This window comes from Dehalobacter sp. 12DCB1, assembly GCF_004343605.1.
GTDB lineage: Bacteria > Bacillota > Desulfitobacteriia > Desulfitobacteriales > Syntrophobotulaceae > Dehalobacter.
Map to the genome: position 1 here is coordinate 1 of NZ_POSF01000016.1, position 22001 is coordinate 22001.

Annotated in this window: 14 protein-coding genes; all 14 read right to left on the reverse strand. The window is 42.3% G+C overall.

Annotation, left to right across the window (positions count from 1 at the left end; all coding sequences use genetic code 11):
• Positions 1 to 97 precede the first annotated feature (97 nt).
• Entirely contained in the window at positions 98 to 1726 is a 1629-nt protein-coding gene (locus tag C1I38_RS10495; RefSeq protein WP_131930072.1) for a hypothetical protein, read from the reverse strand.
• On the reverse strand, positions 1723 to 3312 hold the full coding sequence (locus C1I38_RS10500) for an ATP-binding protein (RefSeq protein ID WP_131930070.1): 1590 nt from the start codon (positions 3310 to 3312) through the stop codon (positions 1723 to 1725). The genes C1I38_RS10495 and C1I38_RS10500 overlap by 4 nt, the downstream gene beginning before the upstream one ends.
• Positions 3309 to 4976 carry an ATP-binding protein gene (locus tag C1I38_RS10505; RefSeq protein WP_131930068.1) on the reverse strand — a complete coding sequence of 556 codons (1668 nt, stop codon included), beginning with the start codon at positions 4974 to 4976 and terminating at the stop codon, positions 3309 to 3311. Before C1I38_RS10505 ends, C1I38_RS10500 begins: the two co-directional genes overlap by 4 nt.
• Positions 4977 to 4991: 15 nt before the next feature.
• Entirely contained in the window at positions 4992 to 6104 is a 1113-nt protein-coding gene (locus C1I38_RS10510; RefSeq protein ID WP_131930066.1) for a hypothetical protein, read from the reverse strand.
• Between the two features lie 33 nt (positions 6105 to 6137).
• Positions 6138 to 6305: a helix-turn-helix domain-containing protein gene (locus C1I38_RS10515; RefSeq protein WP_131930064.1), complete on the reverse strand. Its 168-nt coding sequence runs from the start codon at positions 6303 to 6305 to the stop codon at positions 6138 to 6140.
• A gap of 672 nt (positions 6306 to 6977) precedes the next feature.
• Positions 6978 to 7253 (reverse strand): hypothetical protein, encoded by a 276-nt coding sequence (locus C1I38_RS10520; RefSeq protein ID WP_131930062.1) that lies wholly within the window; start codon positions 7251 to 7253, stop codon positions 6978 to 6980.
• A 5-nt stretch (positions 7254 to 7258) separates the two neighbouring features.
• Positions 7259 to 13282, reverse strand: a complete 6024-nt coding sequence (locus C1I38_RS10525; RefSeq protein WP_132102136.1) for a right-handed parallel beta-helix repeat-containing protein — start codon at positions 13280 to 13282, stop codon at positions 7259 to 7261.
• Between the two features lie 259 nt (positions 13283 to 13541).
• On the reverse strand, positions 13542 to 15161 hold the full coding sequence (locus tag C1I38_RS10530) for an ATP-binding cassette domain-containing protein (RefSeq protein ID WP_119774717.1): 1620 nt from the start codon (positions 15159 to 15161) through the stop codon (positions 13542 to 13544).
• A gap of 91 nt (positions 15162 to 15252) precedes the next feature.
• Positions 15253 to 17124 carry an ABC-F family ATP-binding cassette domain-containing protein gene (locus C1I38_RS10535; protein ID WP_119774716.1) on the reverse strand — a complete coding sequence of 624 codons (1872 nt, stop codon included), beginning with the start codon at positions 17122 to 17124 and terminating at the stop codon, positions 15253 to 15255.
• A 141-nt stretch (positions 17125 to 17265) separates the two neighbouring features.
• Positions 17266 to 18111 carry an alpha/beta hydrolase gene (locus C1I38_RS10540; protein WP_119774715.1) on the reverse strand — a complete coding sequence of 282 codons (846 nt, stop codon included), beginning with the start codon at positions 18109 to 18111 and terminating at the stop codon, positions 17266 to 17268.
• A 50-nt stretch (positions 18112 to 18161) separates the two neighbouring features.
• A complete protein-coding gene (locus C1I38_RS10545) occupies positions 18162 to 18722 on the reverse strand; it encodes a PadR family transcriptional regulator (RefSeq protein WP_119774714.1) in 561 nt (186 codons plus the stop codon).
• Positions 18723 to 18843: 121 nt separating this feature from the next.
• Positions 18844 to 19887 (reverse strand): DMT family transporter, encoded by a 1044-nt coding sequence (locus C1I38_RS10550; protein ID WP_119774713.1) that lies wholly within the window; start codon positions 19885 to 19887, stop codon positions 18844 to 18846.
• A gap of 46 nt (positions 19888 to 19933) precedes the next feature.
• Entirely contained in the window at positions 19934 to 20761 is an 828-nt protein-coding gene (locus tag C1I38_RS10555; protein ID WP_119774712.1) for a carbon-nitrogen hydrolase family protein, read from the reverse strand.
• A gap of 239 nt (positions 20762 to 21000) precedes the next feature.
• Complete coding sequence (gene nuoB, locus C1I38_RS10560; RefSeq protein WP_119774711.1) at positions 21001 to 21816, reverse strand: NADH-quinone oxidoreductase subunit NuoB; 816 nt, start codon at positions 21814 to 21816, stop codon at positions 21001 to 21003.
• Positions 21817 to 22001 lie beyond the last annotated feature (185 nt).

Here is a 22001-nt window from a genome sequence, read left to right on the forward strand (position 1 = left end):
GCCGGAAAGAAGCTTGCGCTTTAAGCAAATTTATCTATACGTATAACTGGTCGCCCAAATAACGTACGTATACCCTTAAAAACCCAGATATTACAAGTCAGCTTTCTTTAGATAAATCTTCTTTCTCATATTTCAAAAAGTAGAAAGGAAAAATTTCTTTCAATCTTTCGGGACATTCTATTTGTTTCATTTCAGTTATTGTCTTTGAAGAAATACTGAGTAATTCTTCTTTATCTTCAGAAGATAGCGCGTGATATAACACTTTCCATTGATCAGTTTGGCCAGTTCCTTCATAATGAAATCGAAACATAATCATGTCTCTTGGCATGGCAAGGATTTCAAAATACTCGTCAAGAGTATTTCCAAATGCCTTATAAAAAAACGAGGTACCCGCAGCTACAACACCTTGAGTAACATGCAAAATAGCGGAAATAGACCGCAGATATTTTACGTTCCAATGCTTTCCGACATATTGACGATCAGTCCGCTCAACTGGAGAGTATTTCATCGGAAAAGAAAAAATTTTTATCCCTAATTCTTGATTTAGCTTAATATTACATTCTAACCGTTTATAAAGATCTTCGGGTTTATCCTCATAGTTAAAAAGAATGTAATTAGATATTTCATTAATTCCATGCTTATGGGCAAGCTTAACTGACTTGACATACAATTTTTCGAAAGCAATATTATCGAAGGCTATACGTAATGGCTTCAAAGCAAGCTTCGCCAGTTGTTTCATATTTTTATCGTTAATACGGCGGGCATCAACCCCTTGATTAAAATCAACACTACGCATTTTTTTTGCTTTACTCTTATATTTATCAACGAAAGGGCGAATTTTACACTCTGTATTTATCATGTACTCCGCATAGTCTTCTGTTATTTCAGCATCCAAGAGAAGATCAATGTACGTATCTCGCTTAACACCACTTGGAATTCGCTTTTTTAGAACATCAAGATATTTGGATAATTTCTTATCAAGATAGATACTTCGGTCACCTCGATGATAACGCCGTAAAATAATGTCATATGTGCCAGGGTCAATAAAATATGAACCCTTCTTAAAACCAGCTTGGCACAAGTCATCAACGAGCGAGGATAAATCTGGGGCATTTAAAATATTGTTATCTAAGAGTAACAGATTCTGTTTTGGCCCGTATAATTCGTCAATAGTTTTTAACTGACAAACAATATTATTTGTAACCTGAAATTGTGGTTCTAAAATTGGAACCGCACAAAATTTGCAACAATTTGGACATCCTCTAGTTAGATACGCGAAATAATTATCCCCCGCAGGATATTTGTAATCTATCATATCGAGGATATCATAATCCAAAGGGAGAATATCGATATTAACCGGTAATTCATCCCCCATTACTGAAGAATCCGTGAAAAGCCCAACAAGTATATTGTTTTCAGGTAGGCCTGTTTCTTCAATAACTCTATCTTTCATCAAGGAGGCCATAATCCCTCCGACATAGATATTGGAACAGCTTTCGACAATTGTTTTATAGTAATTTATCGTTCTGATAGAAATATCAAAATCAAAAGTGAATAATGTGGTGACATAAATTCGGTCCCACATATGATTTGCAACAGATTTATCTATTCCCTTAACAAAAAGAACGTTATCTCCTTGTTGTTTATGATAAGTGCTAATTTTCATTAACCCCATTGGGGGGTATTTATTCTTATATGCCGGTTCTACTAGAAGAATATTTTTCATTTTTTCTTTACGCTCAGTTCGGTTTTTATTGCTTCTCGGAGGTTATATGCGACATTGGGATCTTTAATAAAAAAGCTATCAATTACCTCAATAATACGTTGATATACTTTTTTTTCATCTCTCGAATAGCTGGTAGGGAGGTCACTCTTAGTTGCATAATCAGCGTTAATAACCTTGTTGCTGATTTGTACGACAGACTTATCACTATCATCTGCTTGCTTAATTTTCTTTAAGACAGTCTCTTTTCTGTCTGGATCCACTGTTCCTTTTCGAACAGCAGTATCCAGCTCTTTTTTAGAATTAGCAATAATTTTGCTAATTCTGTTTAGGTCTTCGATAAACTTATCTCTTTTTGTATCAGAGGAAATAGACCCTGAATTTACTTTATCTGCTAATTCTTGCTGTTCTGCTAATGCATTATCAAGCTTTCGAATTGCGGAACTTATCTTGGATGTTCCGCGCCGATAGGTAGTATTTAAACTTTCAGCCCACGCTGAAAGTTTCTCAAATAATTCTTGATAGACTGGTCCTGGTTCAAAGTCATCACGTTTTGTATTTGGTATAATGTCGGGATGAAGAATATGAATCTCACCGGCAAACATTTTATTTGCAACGTTTCCTTCCGAAGGAAAGAAACGCGAAAACATAGTGCTTTCTCCGATTAAAATATTTCCTTTTCTCAAACGAATTCCTTGTAATCTTTCATCGCTGATTTGTCCGGAAAAATCAGTGATTGCAAGCCATCCAATATAAAGTGGATTTCCATCTGTGGTTTCTTCATAAACAAAACTAACATCTTTTACATAGTCTTTCGAGCGGTTTTGTTTATGCATCCCAGTACTTAAGGAACGGGTATAAAGTTTATATATGGGTTTATTACGACGAACATGACAGATTTTATAATTGGGTATAGGATGGCCTTTTTTAGCAAAATGTTCTTTGATTTCGGTACTGTAAGGGAATTTTTGGCTATCAAAATCTACTGGTGCCACATCCGCAAGATAGGAATCGATATTTTCAGCAGTATAAAGACATTTAAAGTCATCTTTAATTCCATCAAGTCTGACCTCAAAATAGTGAGATTGTAGGTCATCATCCTCATAATCAAAACTCATCACATCATCTATAACTTCAAAAATATCTTCTTTTTCTTTATTGCTTGGAGCAAGCAACTGTTTCAAACGAATACAATCCCACTTTATAACTGTACGCTTAGCTTCTCCTTTCGCTGAGGTTATAAAGAACAGCGATGTTGCATATCCGAGTCCGCCAAGACGACCAATTCCACGAAAACCTCTACTTTTATTATAATCCTTATCAGAATTACCAATGTCGCTTAGTTTCTTTACTGCGTTTGCCATTGGTATACCCATGCCATTATCTAGAATAGATATTGATCTCGTTTTCTCATTAATCGAAAAAATAATTTCTCCACTTTCATTATTTAATAATCCATGGTCATATGCATCATCGATCGAGTCCGCTGAATTTTGTATATATTCACGAAGTATATCAAGTGGATTAGAGTACATGCCTAAAGATAAGGATTCCAAAATATGTTTACCAGCAACAATCTTCACCATCATTTTGATCCTCCCTGGTGATAGCAAGGATATGGGAATTTAACCTTAAGTAATGTCTTAAAAACTGGATGTTGGATGATTAAGTCACCCTTACCTAATCGAGTCATCATATTGGCATATACATTAGGAATATAGCGATAATCAGGCTTTGACACTTCGATGGCATTAGTTCGTCCATAAACATTTGTCCCACAATTACCTTTAACGCGATCATGGATCGCGCTTTTGAATTGTTCGGCAGAAAATAAGATGATACCTTCCTGCCTTCCGCGTTCGGTAATATCAAGAAGATTAGCAAGCAGTGGAGAATTCTTTGGAGAAGTAGAAGGAGCATACTTGTTTAATTCATCAACAAATACGACAATTTTTTTCGGAACAGGTTTTTTTGATTTGCGCTCGTCGTAATCATAATCTCCATGCTTTAAGTCGTAAACAGCACGGATGGTATCGCCAAACACTAAACATTGCATTTGTTCATCAAGCCCTGCAATATCAATCACCATCATATCACCGCCGTTAATATTTTTAACGGCATCTGATAGGTGGCAATGGCGCTGCTTCTTATCACCTGATATTGAATTGACAAACATACGGTTATTTATTGAATTTCCAACTAAACGGCTGAATTTCTTCCACGAATTAACGAAAATATCCTGATGTTTTTTTTCTTTACTTGTATACCCCCTTATTTGTTGCTTAAAATCTTCCCAACCCATATCGCCACTAAATTCGGGGGACGTTTCGATATGATTAAGTATTGATTCTATAGTAAAGTTAGGATCATCAATATTTGAAAAAAGCATATCGATTTTGCCGACATCATGTTCATATGTGTAAACGTAGTTGTAAGCCTTATTTGCGCTATATTGTGCTAACAAATCATCATTAGGCAGAGAAGTGTGGCTATATATGTCACTACCCTTTATGTGAGAGAATGGATAATAATATGTAACGTTTTTGAATGGTTCGCAGGGAACATCGAGTGCCTTCCAATCAGCCCTTTGTGTATCAGTTATCTTCGTATTTGTTTCGTCAACATGTAAAAGATCATCACCCTTTACATTCAAAACAATGAGTGCCACTTCTTCACCAAGCTTTTCTTGAATTGCCTTTAGAATAAACATAATGTAGCTTGTTTTCGTTGCAAGACCAGAGATGCCGGACACATTCAAATGCGCCCCCTCCGGCCCAATTAAAAAGTCTCCATTATAATCTATTGGAACAACAATCCCATTTGATGCCTTAAGAAGTCCTGCTGAAATAGCCGATTCTTTGTCTATATTATTAAGCCCCAAAGCAATCCGAATATCATCCGCATTACAAGTATAAACCGGCGTGCCCTCTAAGACAGGCATAAAATTTTCGTTATCATTATGTATTACTGATACTTTGGCATAGGAAAGTGCCAGCCGGGATGTCATGGGTTTTGCCTCGACATCACCAAAATCAGATGATACAAAATTACTAATATGTCCGGGGCTATCTGTAACGTGAAAAATATCTTGTACTACGCCAAACGTTGTGGAATTATCCATTGTATTTGGCACCTTTACGATATCGAAGGGGCTAAGAATCACATTGTCTTTGAGCCAAAAGCAGAATTCATCACATGAATTCGGATTGCGCTCTGTAGCCGACACTTTTCCTATAATGTTTATTTCACTCATTAACTCAGTCCTCCTCTAAAATACATCACGCTGAAACTGACTAATAAATGCAACTTCACTGGCAAACGTTGATTTTATCATAGTTTCCGCTAGGTAAACCGGATATAAATGATTAGGCCATCTATTGTCTTTACCGTGGCATGTAGGGATTCTTTCAGCTATTAGAGAAAGTGAAATATTATCTATGACGTCAGTATCAAAACCATTTTCTATATCTTCCCGAATAGCCATTTTCTCGACCTTAATAATACCATCTAATGGATTTTTCACATTCTGCGGTTTTCGGATTCTTAAGTACCAGAAACCAAATACTCTGCCACGGGAATTCTTTTTTTTGAATACCGGTGTTCGCTCACCATAATTAAGGTTTAATATTTGTGCTCCGATATGTGCGCCACTTCGTTTATCCGATATAGACAGATTCGGGTCAAAACTTTTTGATACACCGATAACGTTATAGAAAAGATCAGCGAAATCGTCTTTACCATTATCTTCGGCAAGAAATTGTAAAGGGCCATCTACAATTAACATTTTATTTGTATCTAATACGCCTGCTGTTACCATCTCTGTAAGAATATCAATTTCTAATTTATGCATTAAACTATTTGCCTTCGCTATAGCAGCATTGTTAGGAGCAGAATCCTTCATTTTATTGAAGGTATACTTTTCTACCATCAATGGATACATTAGCTTCGTGCAGCGTCTAATTCGAGCTTTAATTTGGTCGAAATTTACGTCATTAAAACTGCTGCTGATAAGCAAATAATTTTGAGACAAAAGTGTTTGTTTGGACACCTTGGTAGAATTACGCTGTACACAGCCAGCTCGAACCTGTGCTGCTATAACAGGGTATATTTTTTTACCTGCAATAACTAAATCCCCAATTTTATATGTCCGACGTGAACCATCCATGAAATAGTGAAAGAGTGAAAAAGGTACATCTGGAATTTCCAAGCGTTTCTTTGTTTTAACCGGAGATTTTTCAAAAACGCTTGCCATATCATAAATGTCAGCATCATCATCATTGGCATCTTGATAAGGCTCCAAATAATAGTGATCCAAAGCCATGCTTTCATTCTGAAAAAGCATGGCTCCTTCTTTTTCAAACAATTTCTGCAATGTACTCAACTTGACTCCTCCTATAGATGATAAAGCCAGAAATCATAACGACTTTCTTTTATCAAGAGGCTTCTTTGCATCTTTGGGTATTGCCCAAGCTTTACCAAGCCGTTGAACAGCTTCAATACGTCCTTGTTCACATAAAATTTGTACTCTGCGTTCCGATATGCACCATTTTTCAGCAGCTTCTTTGGCTGTAATGTAGTCCATATTTGTACCTCACTGGTAAAATATAACTAAGATATAGTATATTCGTTATTCCGAACGAAAACAATATAATGCGACCAAAAATCCCAAATTACGTATTACGAGAAAGTAGAAATTTTAATTTTATCTGGGTTTTTAAGGGTATACGTACGTTATTTGGGCGACCAGTTATACGTATAGATAAATTTGCTTAAAGCGCAAGCTTCTTTCCGGCGGTTCCGGGGTTGGGGAAGGCGGCGACTTTTAAACAAGCTGGAATCGGCAGTCGGAAGCCCAAAACACTGGCTAGAAAAGTTCTTAAAAGCTATTGGCTTACCGCTCGGCATGGGGAATTTGAAAAAGATTGGTGCCTTATATCCAGCCTTTTCAAATTCCCGGCAATAGCGGTAAGCCAATCCTATCAGGGGTCTTTAATCTTGGCAGCGGTTATGTGACCTGAATTTTAAATAATCCGGCTGATATGCTGGCAGCTATTGTCTTGACCGTCTGAATTGTGGTGATTTGAAATTTTTCAAATCACGGTTCCAGACGGTCAAGACAATTGACCTAAAGCTATTAATCGTCTAGGGGTGGGCCGGTTCCGGTTTCGGTTCCGCTTTTTCTTTCTGTTGTTTCCGGTAAAAAAAAGGCCACAGCAGCCAAAACTGTGTGACCTAGGGAATTTATCAGCTATTTTCATTTAGAACTTTTAATCATTGTATTAAACCGCGATATCCAGTTTCTAATGTCAGTTTCATTATGGAGGTAATCCTCCGGCGAATCTTTTAAATCAATACCTAATAATACATCTAGGGCTTTCCAAATAGATATATCATCTTGGCTCAGTGAACTTTCGCCTTCAAAATATTGTGATGCTTTTTCAGCCCAGTTAGAAACATCCTCCCGACTTATTTTCCCCTCGACAACTTGCTGAAGCTTTTCAATGATTTCCTTAAGTGAAGGCTTGTTCATGCTTATCACCACATTCCTGTATAATTGCCATTTGCATCGAACATATAATGAGTCTTATCGGGACCAAGTTGTGGTCTAACTTGTCTTATATTTCCAGCGTGATCCAACGTCTCTTGCCATGTTCTAATATTCCCAGTTGCTGGGTCTAATTCTTGAACTACTCTGCGTCCTGCCATTTCTCCTGACTTCGCAGCAGGTTCTAATTCTCCATAGTAACGGATTCTTCCATCAGGCAATACTTTTCTTGCGTCTTGTCCATATTTTTGAGTGTATTTCAAGTCCTGTTTGAGCAAGTTGCCCATGAAGGAACTTTCGGCACCAGTCGCCCCCTTAGTTACCAGAAATTCATCCAAAGCTACCTTAAATTCAGCAAAATTATCCGAATGCCTTAGAGCTTGATTCATTCCCACTAGTAAGGTGTATGATGGAACCCCCGGGAACAATCCCAGCGTATCCGCTAACGCTACTAAAAAATGATCTAGGTTAGGATCTTCGATAAGCTGTGTCCAACTATAAGATGCCAGCATCATATCAATGACATCCCAAGGACATATAGCCACATGCCCCGTTGGATCAATATAAATCACCGGGTTATTGTTCCCATATGCATACCGGTTCTGCGTTATTGGGTTTTTTGCATCTCCCAAATAACTGTCCTGCGTCAGGAACCTTCCGTCATTCGGATCGTAATATCTGGCTCTGAGGTAGATCAGACCGTTGGCATCCTGGAATTCACCGGCAAAGAGGATGTCGTTGTCTACAGTTACATTTGATGCTCTTAATTCTCCATAGGCATCATATTTGTAGCTGTTTAAGATATTTCCTGAGATGTCTGTGACCTTCAGGGTGCTGCCGAGGCCGTCGTTATGGTAGAAAATCGTATCGCTTGTGAAGTTTCGGTACAGAGGTCTGCCGCCGTAGATATAGTTTTCTCCGCTGTTTAATTCTACCAGGACCTTGGATAATCCTCCGAGTGGGACGTTAAAGTAAGAATAATTCTCAGGGTTTTGACCTGTAACGGTCTGAGTCAGCCTGTTACTGTCTCCGTCGTAGGTATAATTAATCGTGTCTGTTCCATCTGTATAAGAGACAAGCCGGTTCAGCGCGTCGTAATTGTACAGCTTTGTGCTGTTAATGTCGGTTAGGTTTCCGTTTACATCATACGTGTAGATATCCGTACCGGCCTGAGTGATTCTGTTGGCCGCATCGTACGTGTAGGCGGTTGTTCCGGCTAGCGTTCTGTTGCCTGCCGGATCGTACGTATAATTCACTGTCTGACCGCCGGGATAAATGGCGCTGGTCAGTTGGTACAGGTCATCGTAGGTATAGGTTGTCGTTTGGTTCAATTCATCGGTTTCGGTAAGCCGGTTTCCGACATTGTCCAGCGTGTAGGCTGCTTTGGTGAGCGTTGTTCCGCCAAGGACATGTTCGACAAGGGTGAGTCTTCCTGCGTCATCGTATTCGTATGTGACGGTAACACCGTTCGGCAGTGATTCACCAATCCGATTTCCAGCCGCATCATACGTGATTGTGGTCGTATTGGCTGTATCTGTGACGGAAGTAAGCAGGTTTCTTGCATCATAGCCGTACGTCACCTGCAGTCCGCCGGGATAGGTGATGGATGCCAGGTTGCCTGCATCATCATAGCCAAAGCTTGCGGTATTGGTTCCCCGCATGATCGAGGCAAGTCTGTCAAGATCGTCATAGGTATAGGTGGTTGTTCCAAGCTGATCCGTCATTGACAGTCTGCTGCCAGCGTCATCATAGGTATAAGTGACCTGACTGAGATCCGGATAAGTGACTGTAGTCAATTGGTTCAGGGAATTATACGCGTAGCTGACTGCGGACTGGTCAGGTTTGGTCCAGCTGATGATATTTCCCGCCGCATCATAAGCCCAGCTGTAGATATTGTTTAAGGCGTCAGTCTCACTGATTTTACGGTTAAGTTCATCATAACCTAGCGCAGAGGTATGGTTGTTGGCATCCGTGACGGCGGTCAAATTGCCGTTCTCATCATAGCTGTAGCTCGTGACTTGGTTTAAGGCATTTGTCACTGACATGAGTTGGTTTAAGGCGTTATAAGTATACGTGATGTTCTTGTTGTTGGCATCGGTCTTCAGAATCACATTCCCGGCTTCATCATACCCAACGGTTGTAGAATGAAGCAACGGATCTATGGTTTCGATCAGACGGTTATCTGCATCATAAACAAAGGTCCAGACCTGGTTCAGCGGATTGGTCGTTGTCAGCATATTTCCAGCCAGATCGTACGTGTTGGTGGTTACCTGATTACCCGGTTCGGTCACCGTGAGCACTTTGGAATTCTGGTCATAAGTGTAGGATGTTGTGTTGCCGCGCTGATCCGTGACACTCAGTTTGTTCCCAAGCGGATCATACTGGACGGTAATCTGTTTATTTAAATGATTGGTGATCTGGGTATTGCGGTTTAAGACGTCATACACATAAGTCGTGGTATGGTTATTCCGGTCTGTAACCGTCAGCTTGTTGCCGTTGCCGTCCAGGGTATAGCTTTCGGTCTTCCCTGCCGCATTGGTTTCTGATATCAGCCTGTCAAGCGGATCATAGCCATAGGTTATTGTATGATTTAACGGATCTGTAACGGAGACCCTGTTGCCGTTCGCGTCATAGGTATAGGTCGTCACATTGTTTAGTGCATCCTGAACGGTCAGCAGGCGGTTGTTACCATCATAGGTGTAGGTCGTTATATTGTTTTTCGGATCGGTGATCGTCAGCAGATTGTTGTTCAGGTCATAGGTGTTTGTAATGACGTCTCCCAAGGGATCAGTGATGGTCAGCATATTACCGGCGAGATCATAAGTGTAGGTGTACTGGTAGTCGGCCGGATTGCCCCCCTGAACATTGCCGCGTGGATCAACCTGCGTCAGTTTGCGTCCCAGGATATCGTAAGTGTAGGTGGTAATGAGGCCAAGCGGGTCAGTCTGGGAAATGCGGTTACCATACGTATCATAGGTGTATTGTGTTACGCCGTTGTTGGGATTTGTGATGCTAATGACCTGTCCGTATGGATTATAAGTCATCGTGGTTACGGCGGTTTGACCGGAAACCTCACGTGATACGGTCAGCAGGTTGCCATTTGTATCATACGTCATATCTGTGGTATAACCGGCTGCATCAACGATTGTAACCGGATTGTTTTTTGTGTCATAAGTCAGCGTTGTGACATAACTCAATGGTACGGGATCCGTCTTGGTCAGCATATTGCCCATATCGTCATACGTATAAACGGTCGTGTTGCCATTCTTGTCGGTAACGCTGATTCGGTTGTTATTGCCGTCATAGGTGAAGGTTTCGGTAATCCCTCCAGGATAAATAATCGAAGTGATCCGGTTGGCGGGATCATATTGAGTGACCGCACTGTTTTGTTTGGCATCTGTGACGGTATTTTGTCTGTTTACGGGATCATAGGTAAAGACAGTCTGATTGTTTTCTCCATCAAGCTGGGAAACAACTCGTCCCTGGGCATCATAGGTGTTGTTAACTGTCACATTATTTTCGGGATCGGTGATTGTAGAGAGATAGCTTCCATTATAGCTGTACTGCCATACCCCTGTGTTTACATCGGTCACTGTTTCAAGGTTTCCCGACGTATCATACGTAAAGATCAGAGTCCGGCCTGCCGGATCGGTCACTTGCTGGAGTTTGTTATCCGGATAATAGGTAAATTGCAGGGTTCTCCCAGTTGGTTCTGTAACGGTTTGCAGAAGGGAGCCGTTATAGGTCAGGGTCGTTCTATTACCATTCTTATCCCTAATTGCACAAAGTTTGCCGGAAGAATCAAATTCATAGACAGTCTGATCCTTAAAGGTCAGTTCATAGCCTCCTGTAACCTCGGTCAGATTTTCAAAACAGGCTGGAGGCCGGATGAAAGTCCCGCTGCTGGAAGCAAATTTCACCTGGTGGCCGTCCGGATACAGAACTGTAGCCGAACCGTCCTGATTGATGGTGACGGTACAGTTATAGTTATGCTGCCAGCCCTGTCCAAGAGGGCCTGAAGTGCTGGTATCCTGTGAGTTATAGTAGCGGGTAAACTGTAAAGGCATACCAATGGTTGGTATCGTAATGTCTGTTTTCTCATACGTAAAATTCCCCGATACTGCGTTTACAGGATCATTGCATTGGAAGTCCCAGTGTTGCTGGCCCAAATAGAATTCGGATTCGGGCACGATAAATTCTGATTTCAGCCAGGGGTCGGCATCGCCATGATAAACTTCGTCGCCGGTTCCTGTGGGCGCTGGACCAGAAGCATCTCCCCACCAGTTGTATTGGATATCCGCAGTACCACTGTAATTTTTATAACCATACGTATTATTATTAAAGTTATTGAACTGAATCGTTGCTTCAGTGGCTTCTTGTGTAAACTGATAAATGCCTATACCATTATCATAAAAATGATTAAACATAATTTGGGTTTGATTTGCAGACGGAGTTAAGTATATCCCTTTATTATTGTTGTAAAAGCTGTTTCTTAGGACCATTGAGTTGGAATTTGTTAATTCTATTCCTGCAATAATACCACCATCGTGTATGCTGGTGTCGGTGACTACAGCATTATTACAATTACTTATAGAAATTCCTCTATAGTCCGCGTATCCTATTTCGCAATTACGAACGTCAATTTTTGATGCTTTAAACGCAGATACATTTTCTTGTCCATACAGAAACTTAGCATTCTTAGCAATGAGCTGTGCATTTTCTCCAATAGATATTCCCCACCAATCCCCGGCCATTGCTGAAGTTTGGGTACCGTCGTTATTGGTATCTCCACCGTTTGTATCATCTTTGATGGATGTAAAGACAATAGGGTTTTGGGAATTACCATTAATATTTACAGTTCCCTTAACGTTAATGATTTTATCATGTAAAATTTTAAATATTGTCCCCGGCTGAATTTCCACCGTACTTGAAGTAGCTATACCTAAATTTTCGACAATATACGGGACTTGATATAAGGGCAGCGTTTGAGATCCTATCGTCGCATAAACATATATGCCATCATACGTACAGTTAGTCTGCGTGTTATTGTTCAATGTCAATGTTGGGAATAAGCTTGCCATTAAGCTTGACCGAAACCCCAGGAAATCTTTGCAGTTATCAAATGTATTTCCAGTTATACTTCCTGTTAGTACTCGGGGCGAATTCACATAGCGTATAGCCTCATTTGGACACTGAGAAATGCTATTATTCATAATTGTACATATTGCATTTTCAATTGCTATGGCTGAGGTGCTGCTGTTCGTGATTGTATTGGCGGAAAAGGTATGTGTTCCTTTTAGCACATAAATGCCATATGAACACGCTGAAATATTGTTATTGGTTACTAGAATATTGCCGTCAGCCATATAGATACCGTACGAGCAACTGCTGATGGTATTGCCGGATAGGGTCGGGGAACTATTCTTAACATAAATACCAGATGAAGTACAATTTGACACCTGTGTATTTGTGATACTGGCTGTGCCATTCGTCTCAATACCTCTGGTGTTGCTGAGTTCTGCAACACAATTGCTGATATTCAGGCTTCCTCCTGTGCTGTACACCTGAGAATTTATATAGCCGCCATAACGAATACAACAATAGGATAAATTTATATTTCCGCCGGAATATGACTCAAGGCAAAGCCAATTGCCTTTGGACGGGGTCGTTGTTGTTCCGTCGTTATTAGTGTCTCCGCCATATGTATCATCTTTGATCGACGTAAAGGCGATTTGATTCGTGTCTGATCCGAGTGCATTCAGTGTGCCTTTAATTACAAGTTTGCTGTTAATCGCGTTCAATTTGACGACGGTTCCAGGCTCAATAGTCAGCGTCACATTTGGCTGAACTGTGGTAGATGACACCACATAAACATTGTCGCTGGTCCAGGTCGTATTTGCTGTAATCGAAGATGGCGCGGTGATCGTTGCCGCATAGGCTGCAGGTGATTTAAGCAGAAGAATAAAACAGCCGGCTAACATTAGGAATAATATTTTTGAACGCAGTGTTTTCACTTTTCTTCCTCCTTCGTTAACTAAATTCTTTAAATTCAATCACAAAGCAATAAAAAAAATGTAAAAATATATTTATATTTCCAAATTATACTATATTATTATTTTTGGTTAAATAGGGAATTTATCACAAGCAAATAGTACATTCGACCCAAAAAGTCAAATTGCTCAAAAATAAAAATGCTGTCCATCGTCTGAATAAACGATGAACAGCATCAATTTTTTCTGCCACTTTACATTTTATATTTGGAAATAAAATAGCCTACATCTCGTACATCTTCTTGCGCAGCGCCTGAATATCTTCACTTTCTAGATACTCGTCATACGTGATTTGCTTGTCGATGATCCCGTTCGGCGTGATTTCGATAATCCGGTTGGCCACGGTCTGGACAAACTGGTGGTCATGTGACACAAACAGAATTGTCCCCTTATAATTGATCAATCCGTCATTTAAGGCAGTGATGGATTCCAGGTCGAGGTGGTTGGTCGGCTCGTCAAACAACAGCACATTAGCGCCGGAAAGCATCATTTTAGCCAGCATGCAACGGACTTTTTCGCCTCCGGAAAGCACGGCTGCTTCCTTCAGCGCTTCTTCGCCGGAGAAAAGCATTCTGCCCAGCCAGCCCCGGACGAAGGTCTCGGTCTGGTCACCGGAATATTGTCTGAGCCAGTCGACTAGGCTCAGATGAACATCGTCAAAATAAGCCGCGTTGTCTTTTGGAAAATAGGATTGGGATGTGGTAACGCCCCATTTGAAGTCTCCGCTGTCGGCAGCTGTTTCCCCGATTAATATTTTAAACAGGGATGTCTTGGGCAGACCGTTAGGACCTACGAACGCGATCTTATCGCCTTTACTGACAATAAATGAGACGTTGTTCAGGATCTTTTCCCCTTCTACTTCTTTGCTGATTCCGTTTACGGCCAGCAGGTCGTTCCCTGCTTCCCTGTCCGGTTTGAAATCAACAAACGGATATTTGCGGGATGACGGCCGGATGTCCTCCAGGGTCAGCTTCTCAAGAAGCTTTTTACGGGATGTAGCCTGTTTGGACTTGGAAGCATTGGCGCTGAAGCGCTGGATAAACTCCTGCAATTCTTTTTTCTTGGCTTCCGTCTTTTCATTGGCGTCGCGCATCTGCTTCAGTGCCAGCTGGCTTGATTCGTACCAGAAGTCATAGTTGCCGACATAAAGCTGAATTTTACCGAAGTCAATATCCGCAATATGCGTACAGACTTTATTTAAAAAGTGCCGGTCGTGAGAAACGACGATGACGGTGTTCTCAAAGTTATACAGAAAGTTTTCGAGCCAGGTAATGGAGGCAATGTCGAGGTGGTTTGTGGGTTCGTCCAGCAGCAGGATATCAGGACTTCCAAATAGGGCCTGGGCCAAAAGGACCCGAATCTTTTCATTGCCGTCGAGTTCCTTCATCTTTTTATCGTGGTACTCTTCGCCAATACCGAGTCCGTTTAAGAGGGTTGCCGCTTCGGATTCAGCTTCCCAGCCGTTCATTTCCGCAAATTCCGCTTCCAGTTCGGCGATCTTCATGCCGTCTTCTTCGGAAAAATCGGGTTTGGCATAGAGAACTTCTTTTTCATCCATAACCTCACAGAGCCTTTTGTGGCCCATCATGACGGTTTTCAAGACCTCAACTTCGTCAAATTCAAAATGGTTCTGCTTTAAGACAGCGATTCTTTCGCCGGGGTCAGTCGAGACATCTCCTTTATTGGCTTCTATCTCACCGGAGAGAATTTTTAAAAAGGTCGATTTGCCGGAGCCGTTGGCGCCGATGAGTCCATAACAGTTCCCGGGGATGAATTTAATATTGACGTTTTCAAATAAAGCACGTCCGCCGTAACGAAGAGATATTCCAGTCGTACTGATCATTTTTTTACCATCCTTATTCGTGCAACCAAGTCGCCATTATAATACAATCAAGTAGTCATTATAACATACGTAATCAATGTTTGTCGAAGGATTATAATTTCGCAGCAGTAATTTTTTCAGCAAGATCGTTCAGATAGATCCAGCGTTCCATCTTGCCAGCAATGGCACATTCCAGCGCTTCTTTCTCGGAAAGCAATTCCTGCAATTTGGCATAGTTACTGGTCTCCCGCGAAATGGTTTCATCCAGTGTACGCAAGTTTGCTTCGAGCTGTGCAATCTCTTCTTCGATCTTTCCGTATTCCTGTTCTTCCTTGTAGGTAAACTTCAATTTTTTCCTGGGTTCGGCGGTTTCACCCTGGGGATCAGTACAATGAAATTGGTCTGAAATGTCCATGTTGTTTGAAGTGATTAAAGTATTTGAAGTACTTGAACCACTTGAAGGACTGTTTCTCTTAGAACTATTTTTTTCTTCTCTGCCCTTATCTGTGATTTGTTCCAGATAATCGGAATAACCGCCGACATACTGCCGCAGTGTTCCATCTTCCTGGAATTCAAAGATTCGGTCTACAACTTTATCTAGGAAATAACGGTCATGGGAGACGACGACCACAGCACCGCTGAAGTTCTCCAGGTAATCTTCCAGAATGCTCAGCGTCTCAATATCCAGATCATTGGAAGGCTCATCGAGCAGCAAGATGTTCGGGGCTTTCATCAGCACGCTGAGCAGATAAAGTCGTCTGCGTTCGCCGCCGGAAAGCTTGGCAATGGTATTCCACTGTAAATCAGCTGGAAACAGGAAGCGTTCCAGCATTTGCGTGGCAGTCACGGTTCCGTCCACCGTCTCAATGTTTTCGGCAATACCCCGAATATAGGCGATGACGCGCTGAGAGGGGTCCATCTCTTCGCTTTCCTGTGAAAAATAACCGATCCTGACGGTTTCCCCTGTAACGATCGTCCCGCTGTCCGGTTCAATCAAGCCCATGATCATTTTTAACAGGGTCGATTTGCCGCAGCCGTTTTTGCCAACAATGCCTATTCTGGCGTCACGCAGGATGATATGGTCAAAATCCCGGATCAGCATTTTTCCAGCATAGGATTTGGCGATATGGTTCATTTCAATGGTCTTTTTACCAAGGCGGGATGCCACCGAACTGAGGTTCAGCTTCTCCCCCGTTGCCGGTTTCTCTCTCTCGCTTAATTGTCTGAAACGCTCAATCCGTTCTTTGCTTTTCGTCCCTCTGGCTCTGGCACCGCGGCTAATCCACTCCAGTTCTCTTCGGAAGAGACTGCTGTTTTTTCTTTCCGTACTGATTTCCATTTCTTCGCGCTGGGCTTTCAGCTCCAAATACTTGGTATAATTCGCCGGATAGCTGTAGAGGTTTCCCTGGCTAATCTCAACCATGCGGTTGGTCACCCTGTCAAGGAAATAGCGGTCGTGCGTGATCATGATCATCGCTCCGCTGTATTTCCGCAGATAATTTTCCAGCCAAAGGACCATCTCATTGTCCAAATGGTTGGTCGGTTCATCCAGAATCAGGATTTCACTAGGTTTGACCAATGTACGCGCGATCGCAACGCGTTTCTTTTCTCCGCCAGACAGGAGGCTGACATCCAGCGAGAAATCAGTAATACCCAGCCTGGTTAGAATGGACTTGGCTTCATATTCCATCAAATCCCGGACTTCGGCTGAGGTTCCCAGAAATACCTGTTCCAGAACGGTCAGATGTTCACCGAATATGGGGTTTTGCGGAAGATAACTGATCCTGACGCCGGAAGCCATCGTTACCGTACCGGCATCCGGCGTTTCAATCCCAGCGATGATCTTTAAAAAAGTCGATTTCCCGGTGCCATTGGTCCCGATCACACCGATTTTATCTCCCTCATTAATGAACAGAGACATATCTTTTAAGAGTTTTTTCTCACTATAACTTTTCGTAATCTTTTCTGCCGATAATAGAATCAAATGAAGCACCTCACACTGGCTAAAAATAGTTTCGCATTCTCGCGGTAAAATAACTCCTTGCAAAGGCAGCCAATGTTAAAGATATCATATCGCACCTAAAATTTCTAATAACTACGTAAAAAACAAAAGAATTTAATACCATTATTCCTGAATTAAAAAATCATAGATTTCCGTGGTTAGATTGGTAAGTGTATGGCCTGCTTCGGGTAGAATATTGATCTTGCCCTGCGGAACCAATGTTTCCATCCGCCGAGCAGTCTTCGCCGAATGAAGCATGATATCTTTGCCGCCCGCAAATAAAATTACCGGCATCGTCAAGGATTTCAGTTCCTGATCGGAAAAAATGGGTATCATTTCACGGCGAAAGTTAAAACTCTTGCCAATCAGCAATTGGTAGTCCAGTACGATGTCGGGAATAGGCTGATTGCCGTTCACTTTATAGAAGAGCTTTTTTAGCCCGCGATCTCCAAAACACATATAGAACATCGCTGTAAAAAGGAAAGAACCCTTTTGCGGTCCCACGCCGGATGGGCAAAGCAAGACAAGCTTTTCTACTTTTTCCGGCCGGAAAACAGCATACTTGATCGCGAGCCAGGCACCTAAAGAAATCCCGATTATATTTGCTTTATCGATCGCTAACGCTTTTAAGACATCATCAAGCCACTCCGCATATGCAGAACTGTCGAAAGGCAACTGTTCTTCGGCACTTTTCCCAGGTTCCCCTGGAATATCGACAGCATAGACGCGAAAATGCTTCGTATAGGTCGGCATATCACCCAGCCACATCACAGAATTCATCCCGCTGCCATGGAGAAGGATCAACGGCGGCGCGTTCGGATCGCCTCCTGCTAAAACAAACGTTTTGCCATACCGAGTAGTCAGATGGATCGTCTCATATTGCGCTGACCATTGTTCCAATAAAGCATCATACATTCTGAGAACTTCTTTTCTCCCTTCCGGAGTGCGGAAGGCCATTCCGTTTTTCATAGCTTTCCCTCCATTCGATATTCATCTGCCATTTTCTTCTTGTCGTTTACTCATTGCTGGAAATCGCTGCTAAGCTTATTCCGGATCTTTTCCAGCCAGTTCAGTTCATTTTCATAGGATGAAATGATATTCTCTTGAATCATCTCCCACATAGTAAGTTCCCTTTTGCTTCTGGCTGGTGAAAACCTGCCTCTGCGGCTTTTCTCTTTTTCCAGGATGATCTGCATTTTTATTTGCTCTTCATATGCCAACAGCAAGCTTTTTAATTCCTCATCATTCAGGAGATCCGACCAGGCAAGCTGTATCAGAAATGTTTTTTTGATTTCCGCGATTTCCGGTGTTGAAAGCACCCATTTTTTCAATTCTACGATCCCCTCTGCCGTGATCGTATATATTTTTTTGGCAGGTGAACTTTCCTGCATCTGGATTTCATTGGTCACAAAACCCAGGTTCAGCAGTTCAACCAAGGCTTTATAGATCTGATTGTTATTGCCGGACCAATACATAAAAGATGAATCCTGAATAATTTTTTTCAGATCATACCCCGTCAGAGACTGCGTACTGAGAATTCCCAGAATCGCATAATTAATGGACATCATCATGGACATCATTTGTTCTTTTTCACTTCCATTCAAAAAAATACAGTAACATATGTTATTAATATCATATGTTACTGTATTTGTAAAGTGCTATCCCATTTATAAAATTTTTAATATCAATCAGGTTAAATGCTTAGTGCTTGTGATGCATATCCGGTGCATGATGATGCGCATGTTCTATGGTTTCATGTTCATGCGGATGACTGTGTTCCCCTGATGTAAAATCACCGTGAACATGGGTATGATGGCCGTCACCATGATGATGGCGATGGTCATGACACAACGTTTCATGACGATGTTGATGGTCATGTTTCTCCCTAGCCGCATAATAGGCCCCGCATATCATTAGAATGGCTGCAATGATAAAATTACTTGTTATGGGTTCTTGGGCGACAATAAAAGATAAGCCAACGCCAATAAACGGTGCAACAGCATAATAGGCGCTTGTTCTGGCCGCCCCGAGGTCTCTCTGGGCTCTGACATAGAAAAAGATACTGAGGCCATAAGCGAAGAATCCCAATATTAGCGTAAAAAGAATATAGCTATAATCGGCTGTCATTTGTTTGGTGACAAGGGCAATAAGCAAGGAGCCTGCTCCAGACCCCAATCCTTTAATGACGACAATCTGCATAGGATCTTTCAGCGAAAGCATTTTCGTAAAATTATTCTCTAATCCCCAGCAGAGACAGGCCAGCAGGACAAATATAGAACCTGCCGAAAAAGAAAGTCCTTGAATATCTTTTAAAGATAAGAGTATGCTGGAAGCCGTAATGAGAATGATTGCCGTCCAAAGTCTTTGCCCGATTGTCTCCTTAAAGAGCCACAGGGCAAGAAGTGCCGTTGCCGCAATTTCAAAATTGCTCAATAGAGATACATTTGCAGCCGCAGTCGTACTCAATCCGACCAGGAGCAGGATAGGCGCACTCATATCCAAAATCACCATTCCAATTGTAAAGGGCAGATCCTTCCTGGCAATACCTGCTTCTTTAGATAAGGGTCTATTTGCTTTAATGATTAATCGCAGCGCGAACATGCCGGTACCAGCACCCAGATAAAGAAGTGCAGCGATCATGATCGGTGATAAATGGGACAATAACAATTTGGACAATGGCGTGCTTATACCAAAAAGTGCAGCTGCCAGGAGTGCCTGGAATACTGCAAATTTTTGTTTTTGCATCGAACCCCCCCTGCCTTATTGACATCATCTCGACGTCACGTGATCATCATTTTGAAGTCAATTGATACAGGTCTGACCTTCTCTGGGCAAGCAGCGGCAATTCACGGCGGACTTTAGCCACTTCAGCCAGGTCAAGATCCTGAATGATACAACCTTCGCGTTCATCCATTTGCTGCAGGACATTTCCCCACGGTCCGACCATGAGCGTATGCCCCCAGGACATATATCCGGCTTCCGCATCACGGGCCGGAGCAGCACCCACCGTAAAGACCTGATTATCCACTGCGCGGGTGCGGAACAGAATCTCCCAGTGGGCCGGGCCGGTCGTCATATTGAACGCTCCAGGTACAATAATCATTTTAGCGCCCTGATCAGCCATTAGTCTCGCCAGTTCCGGAAAGCGCAAGTCATAGCAGATACAGAGTCCCATCGTTCCGAATTCCGTGTCAAATACAGTGGCCTTGTTTCCGGGGCTTAAGGTATCTGATTCCCGAAATTGCTGTCCGCCCTCAATATCAATATCAAAGAGATGGACTTTGCGGTGTTTGCCTATTTGCCTGCCTTGCCGGTCAAACACATACGAGGTATTATAAATCTTGTTCTCCCGGTCTTTTTCCGGCATCGAACCTGCAACGAGGTACATTTTATACTGTGCCGCCAGAGATGAGAGCTTCTGCCAGCATGCCCCGCCCTCTTCCTCTGCATAATCAGGAAATAAAGACGTCTGATACGGGCAGTTGAACATCTCCGGCAGAATGACCAGATCGACATTCTCTTTAGCCAGGCTGGCCAAATGTTGTTGAAGACGATCAACGTTCTCCGTTTTGTCTGGAGAGACTTTTAACTGAAGCGCTGCAGCTCGAACAATAGACAAGAAGATCCATCCTTTACACTTTTTTTATTCTTATACATTCTCAATTTTATCCAAGCTAAACAATCATCAAAATAATATAGCACGAAAAAAATCCTAAAATACTTCTATTTAGGATTCTTATCTGCTTACTATCCATTATCATACACGTCCGGAAAAAGTCAACTAGTAGACCGATTCGTACTGCTCCATGCCATTCATAGCACCGCGATACTAGTTCTCCATAGCCGTCGAAGTAATATTTACTTCATCCGGTCCAGCGCTTTCAAGATGCCGTAAATAATGGCCTGAGGCCGTGGCGGGCAGCCAGGGATATACACATCGACCGGTACAATGGTATCGATGCCGTTGTTGGTGGCATAGGAGTCCTTAAAAATGCCTCCGCTGCAGGCGCAGGCACCCACTGCCACGACCAGTTTTGGATCAGGTGCTGCATGATACGTCTTCACCAGCGCCTGCTGCATATTTCTGGTTGCGGTGCCTGTCACCAAAAGCATATCGGCATGTCTTGGCGACGCCACAAAACTGATCCCGAGCCTTTCAATATCGTTAACAGGATTGTTCAGCGCATTGATCTCATAATCACAGCCGTTGCAGGAGCCGGAATCCACTTCTCTGATTTGCAGGCTCCGGCCAAACATCTTTTGAATCTTTGCTTTCAGGTCCGTGCAAACTGCTTCGTAGGAAGTGTCAGGCAAGTTATTTTCATCAATCATCACCGTTTGGTTTTTGACAGATACGCTCTTATCCACGTGGAGCATTGCTTTATCCTTTTCAGCCAGCTCAAATTGGTTGGTGGTCGTTACTGCGCCTACTGGGCAGACTTCTTCACACAACACACAGAAGATGCACGCGTCATAGTTAATCCCAATGATGCCTGCTTCCTTAGCCATCACAATTGCCTGAGAGGGACAGCGCAGGACACATTCCCCGCAAAAACTGCACTTTTCTGGATTGATTTCGGTCTTCCCCAGGAACTGACCGCCACTGGCGGGTACTTTGGGATATTCCTGGGTAAGCCTTGGATATTGGATGATCTTTTTTAGCGTCTTAAACATTTTTCGTCTTCCTTGCTCGTACAGTATATTTTGTTATCTGGGGTCTGTCTGCATGCCACAATTCCGCTTTCGGCCGTTGTGCCTTCCATGGCACAAAAGGCCGCGCTACGCACTCCATGCTCCGCTTGGCGCTGGAACCGTGGCACGCAGACTAATAAAAGCTAGTTAGTAATTTCTGTATGCCG

What these genes read in the sequence shown, in the direction of transcription:
- C1I38_RS10520 (WP_131930062.1), bottom strand. Translation starts at nt 7,253, where the DNA reads ATGAACAAGCCTTCACTTAAGGAAATCATTGAAAAGCTTCAGCAAGTT.
- C1I38_RS10515 (WP_131930064.1), bottom strand. Translation starts at nt 6,305, where the DNA reads ATGGACTACATTACAGCCAAAGAAGCTGCTGAAAAATGGTGCATATCG.
- C1I38_RS10545 (WP_119774714.1), bottom strand. Translation starts at nt 18,722, where the DNA reads ATGATGTCCATGATGATGTCCATTAATTATGCGATTCTGGGAATTCTC.
- C1I38_RS10550 (WP_119774713.1), bottom strand. Translation starts at nt 19,887, where the DNA reads ATGCAAAAACAAAAATTTGCAGTATTCCAGGCACTCCTGGCAGCTGCA.
- C1I38_RS10505 (WP_131930068.1), bottom strand. Translation starts at nt 4,976, where the DNA reads ATGAGTGAAATAAACATTATAGGAAAAGTGTCGGCTACAGAGCGCAAT.
- C1I38_RS10540 (WP_119774715.1), bottom strand. Translation starts at nt 18,111, where the DNA reads ATGAAAAACGGAATGGCCTTCCGCACTCCGGAAGGGAGAAAAGAAGTT.
- C1I38_RS10495 (WP_131930072.1), bottom strand. Translation starts at nt 1,726, where the DNA reads ATGAAAAATATTCTTCTAGTAGAACCGGCATATAAGAATAAATACCCC.
- C1I38_RS10530 (WP_119774717.1), bottom strand. Translation starts at nt 15,161, where the DNA reads ATGATCAGTACGACTGGAATATCTCTTCGTTACGGCGGACGTGCTTTA.
- C1I38_RS10500 (WP_131930070.1), bottom strand. Translation starts at nt 3,312, where the DNA reads ATGATGGTGAAGATTGTTGCTGGTAAACATATTTTGGAATCCTTATCT.
- nuoB (WP_119774711.1), bottom strand. Translation starts at nt 21,816, where the DNA reads ATGTTTAAGACGCTAAAAAAGATCATCCAATATCCAAGGCTTACCCAG.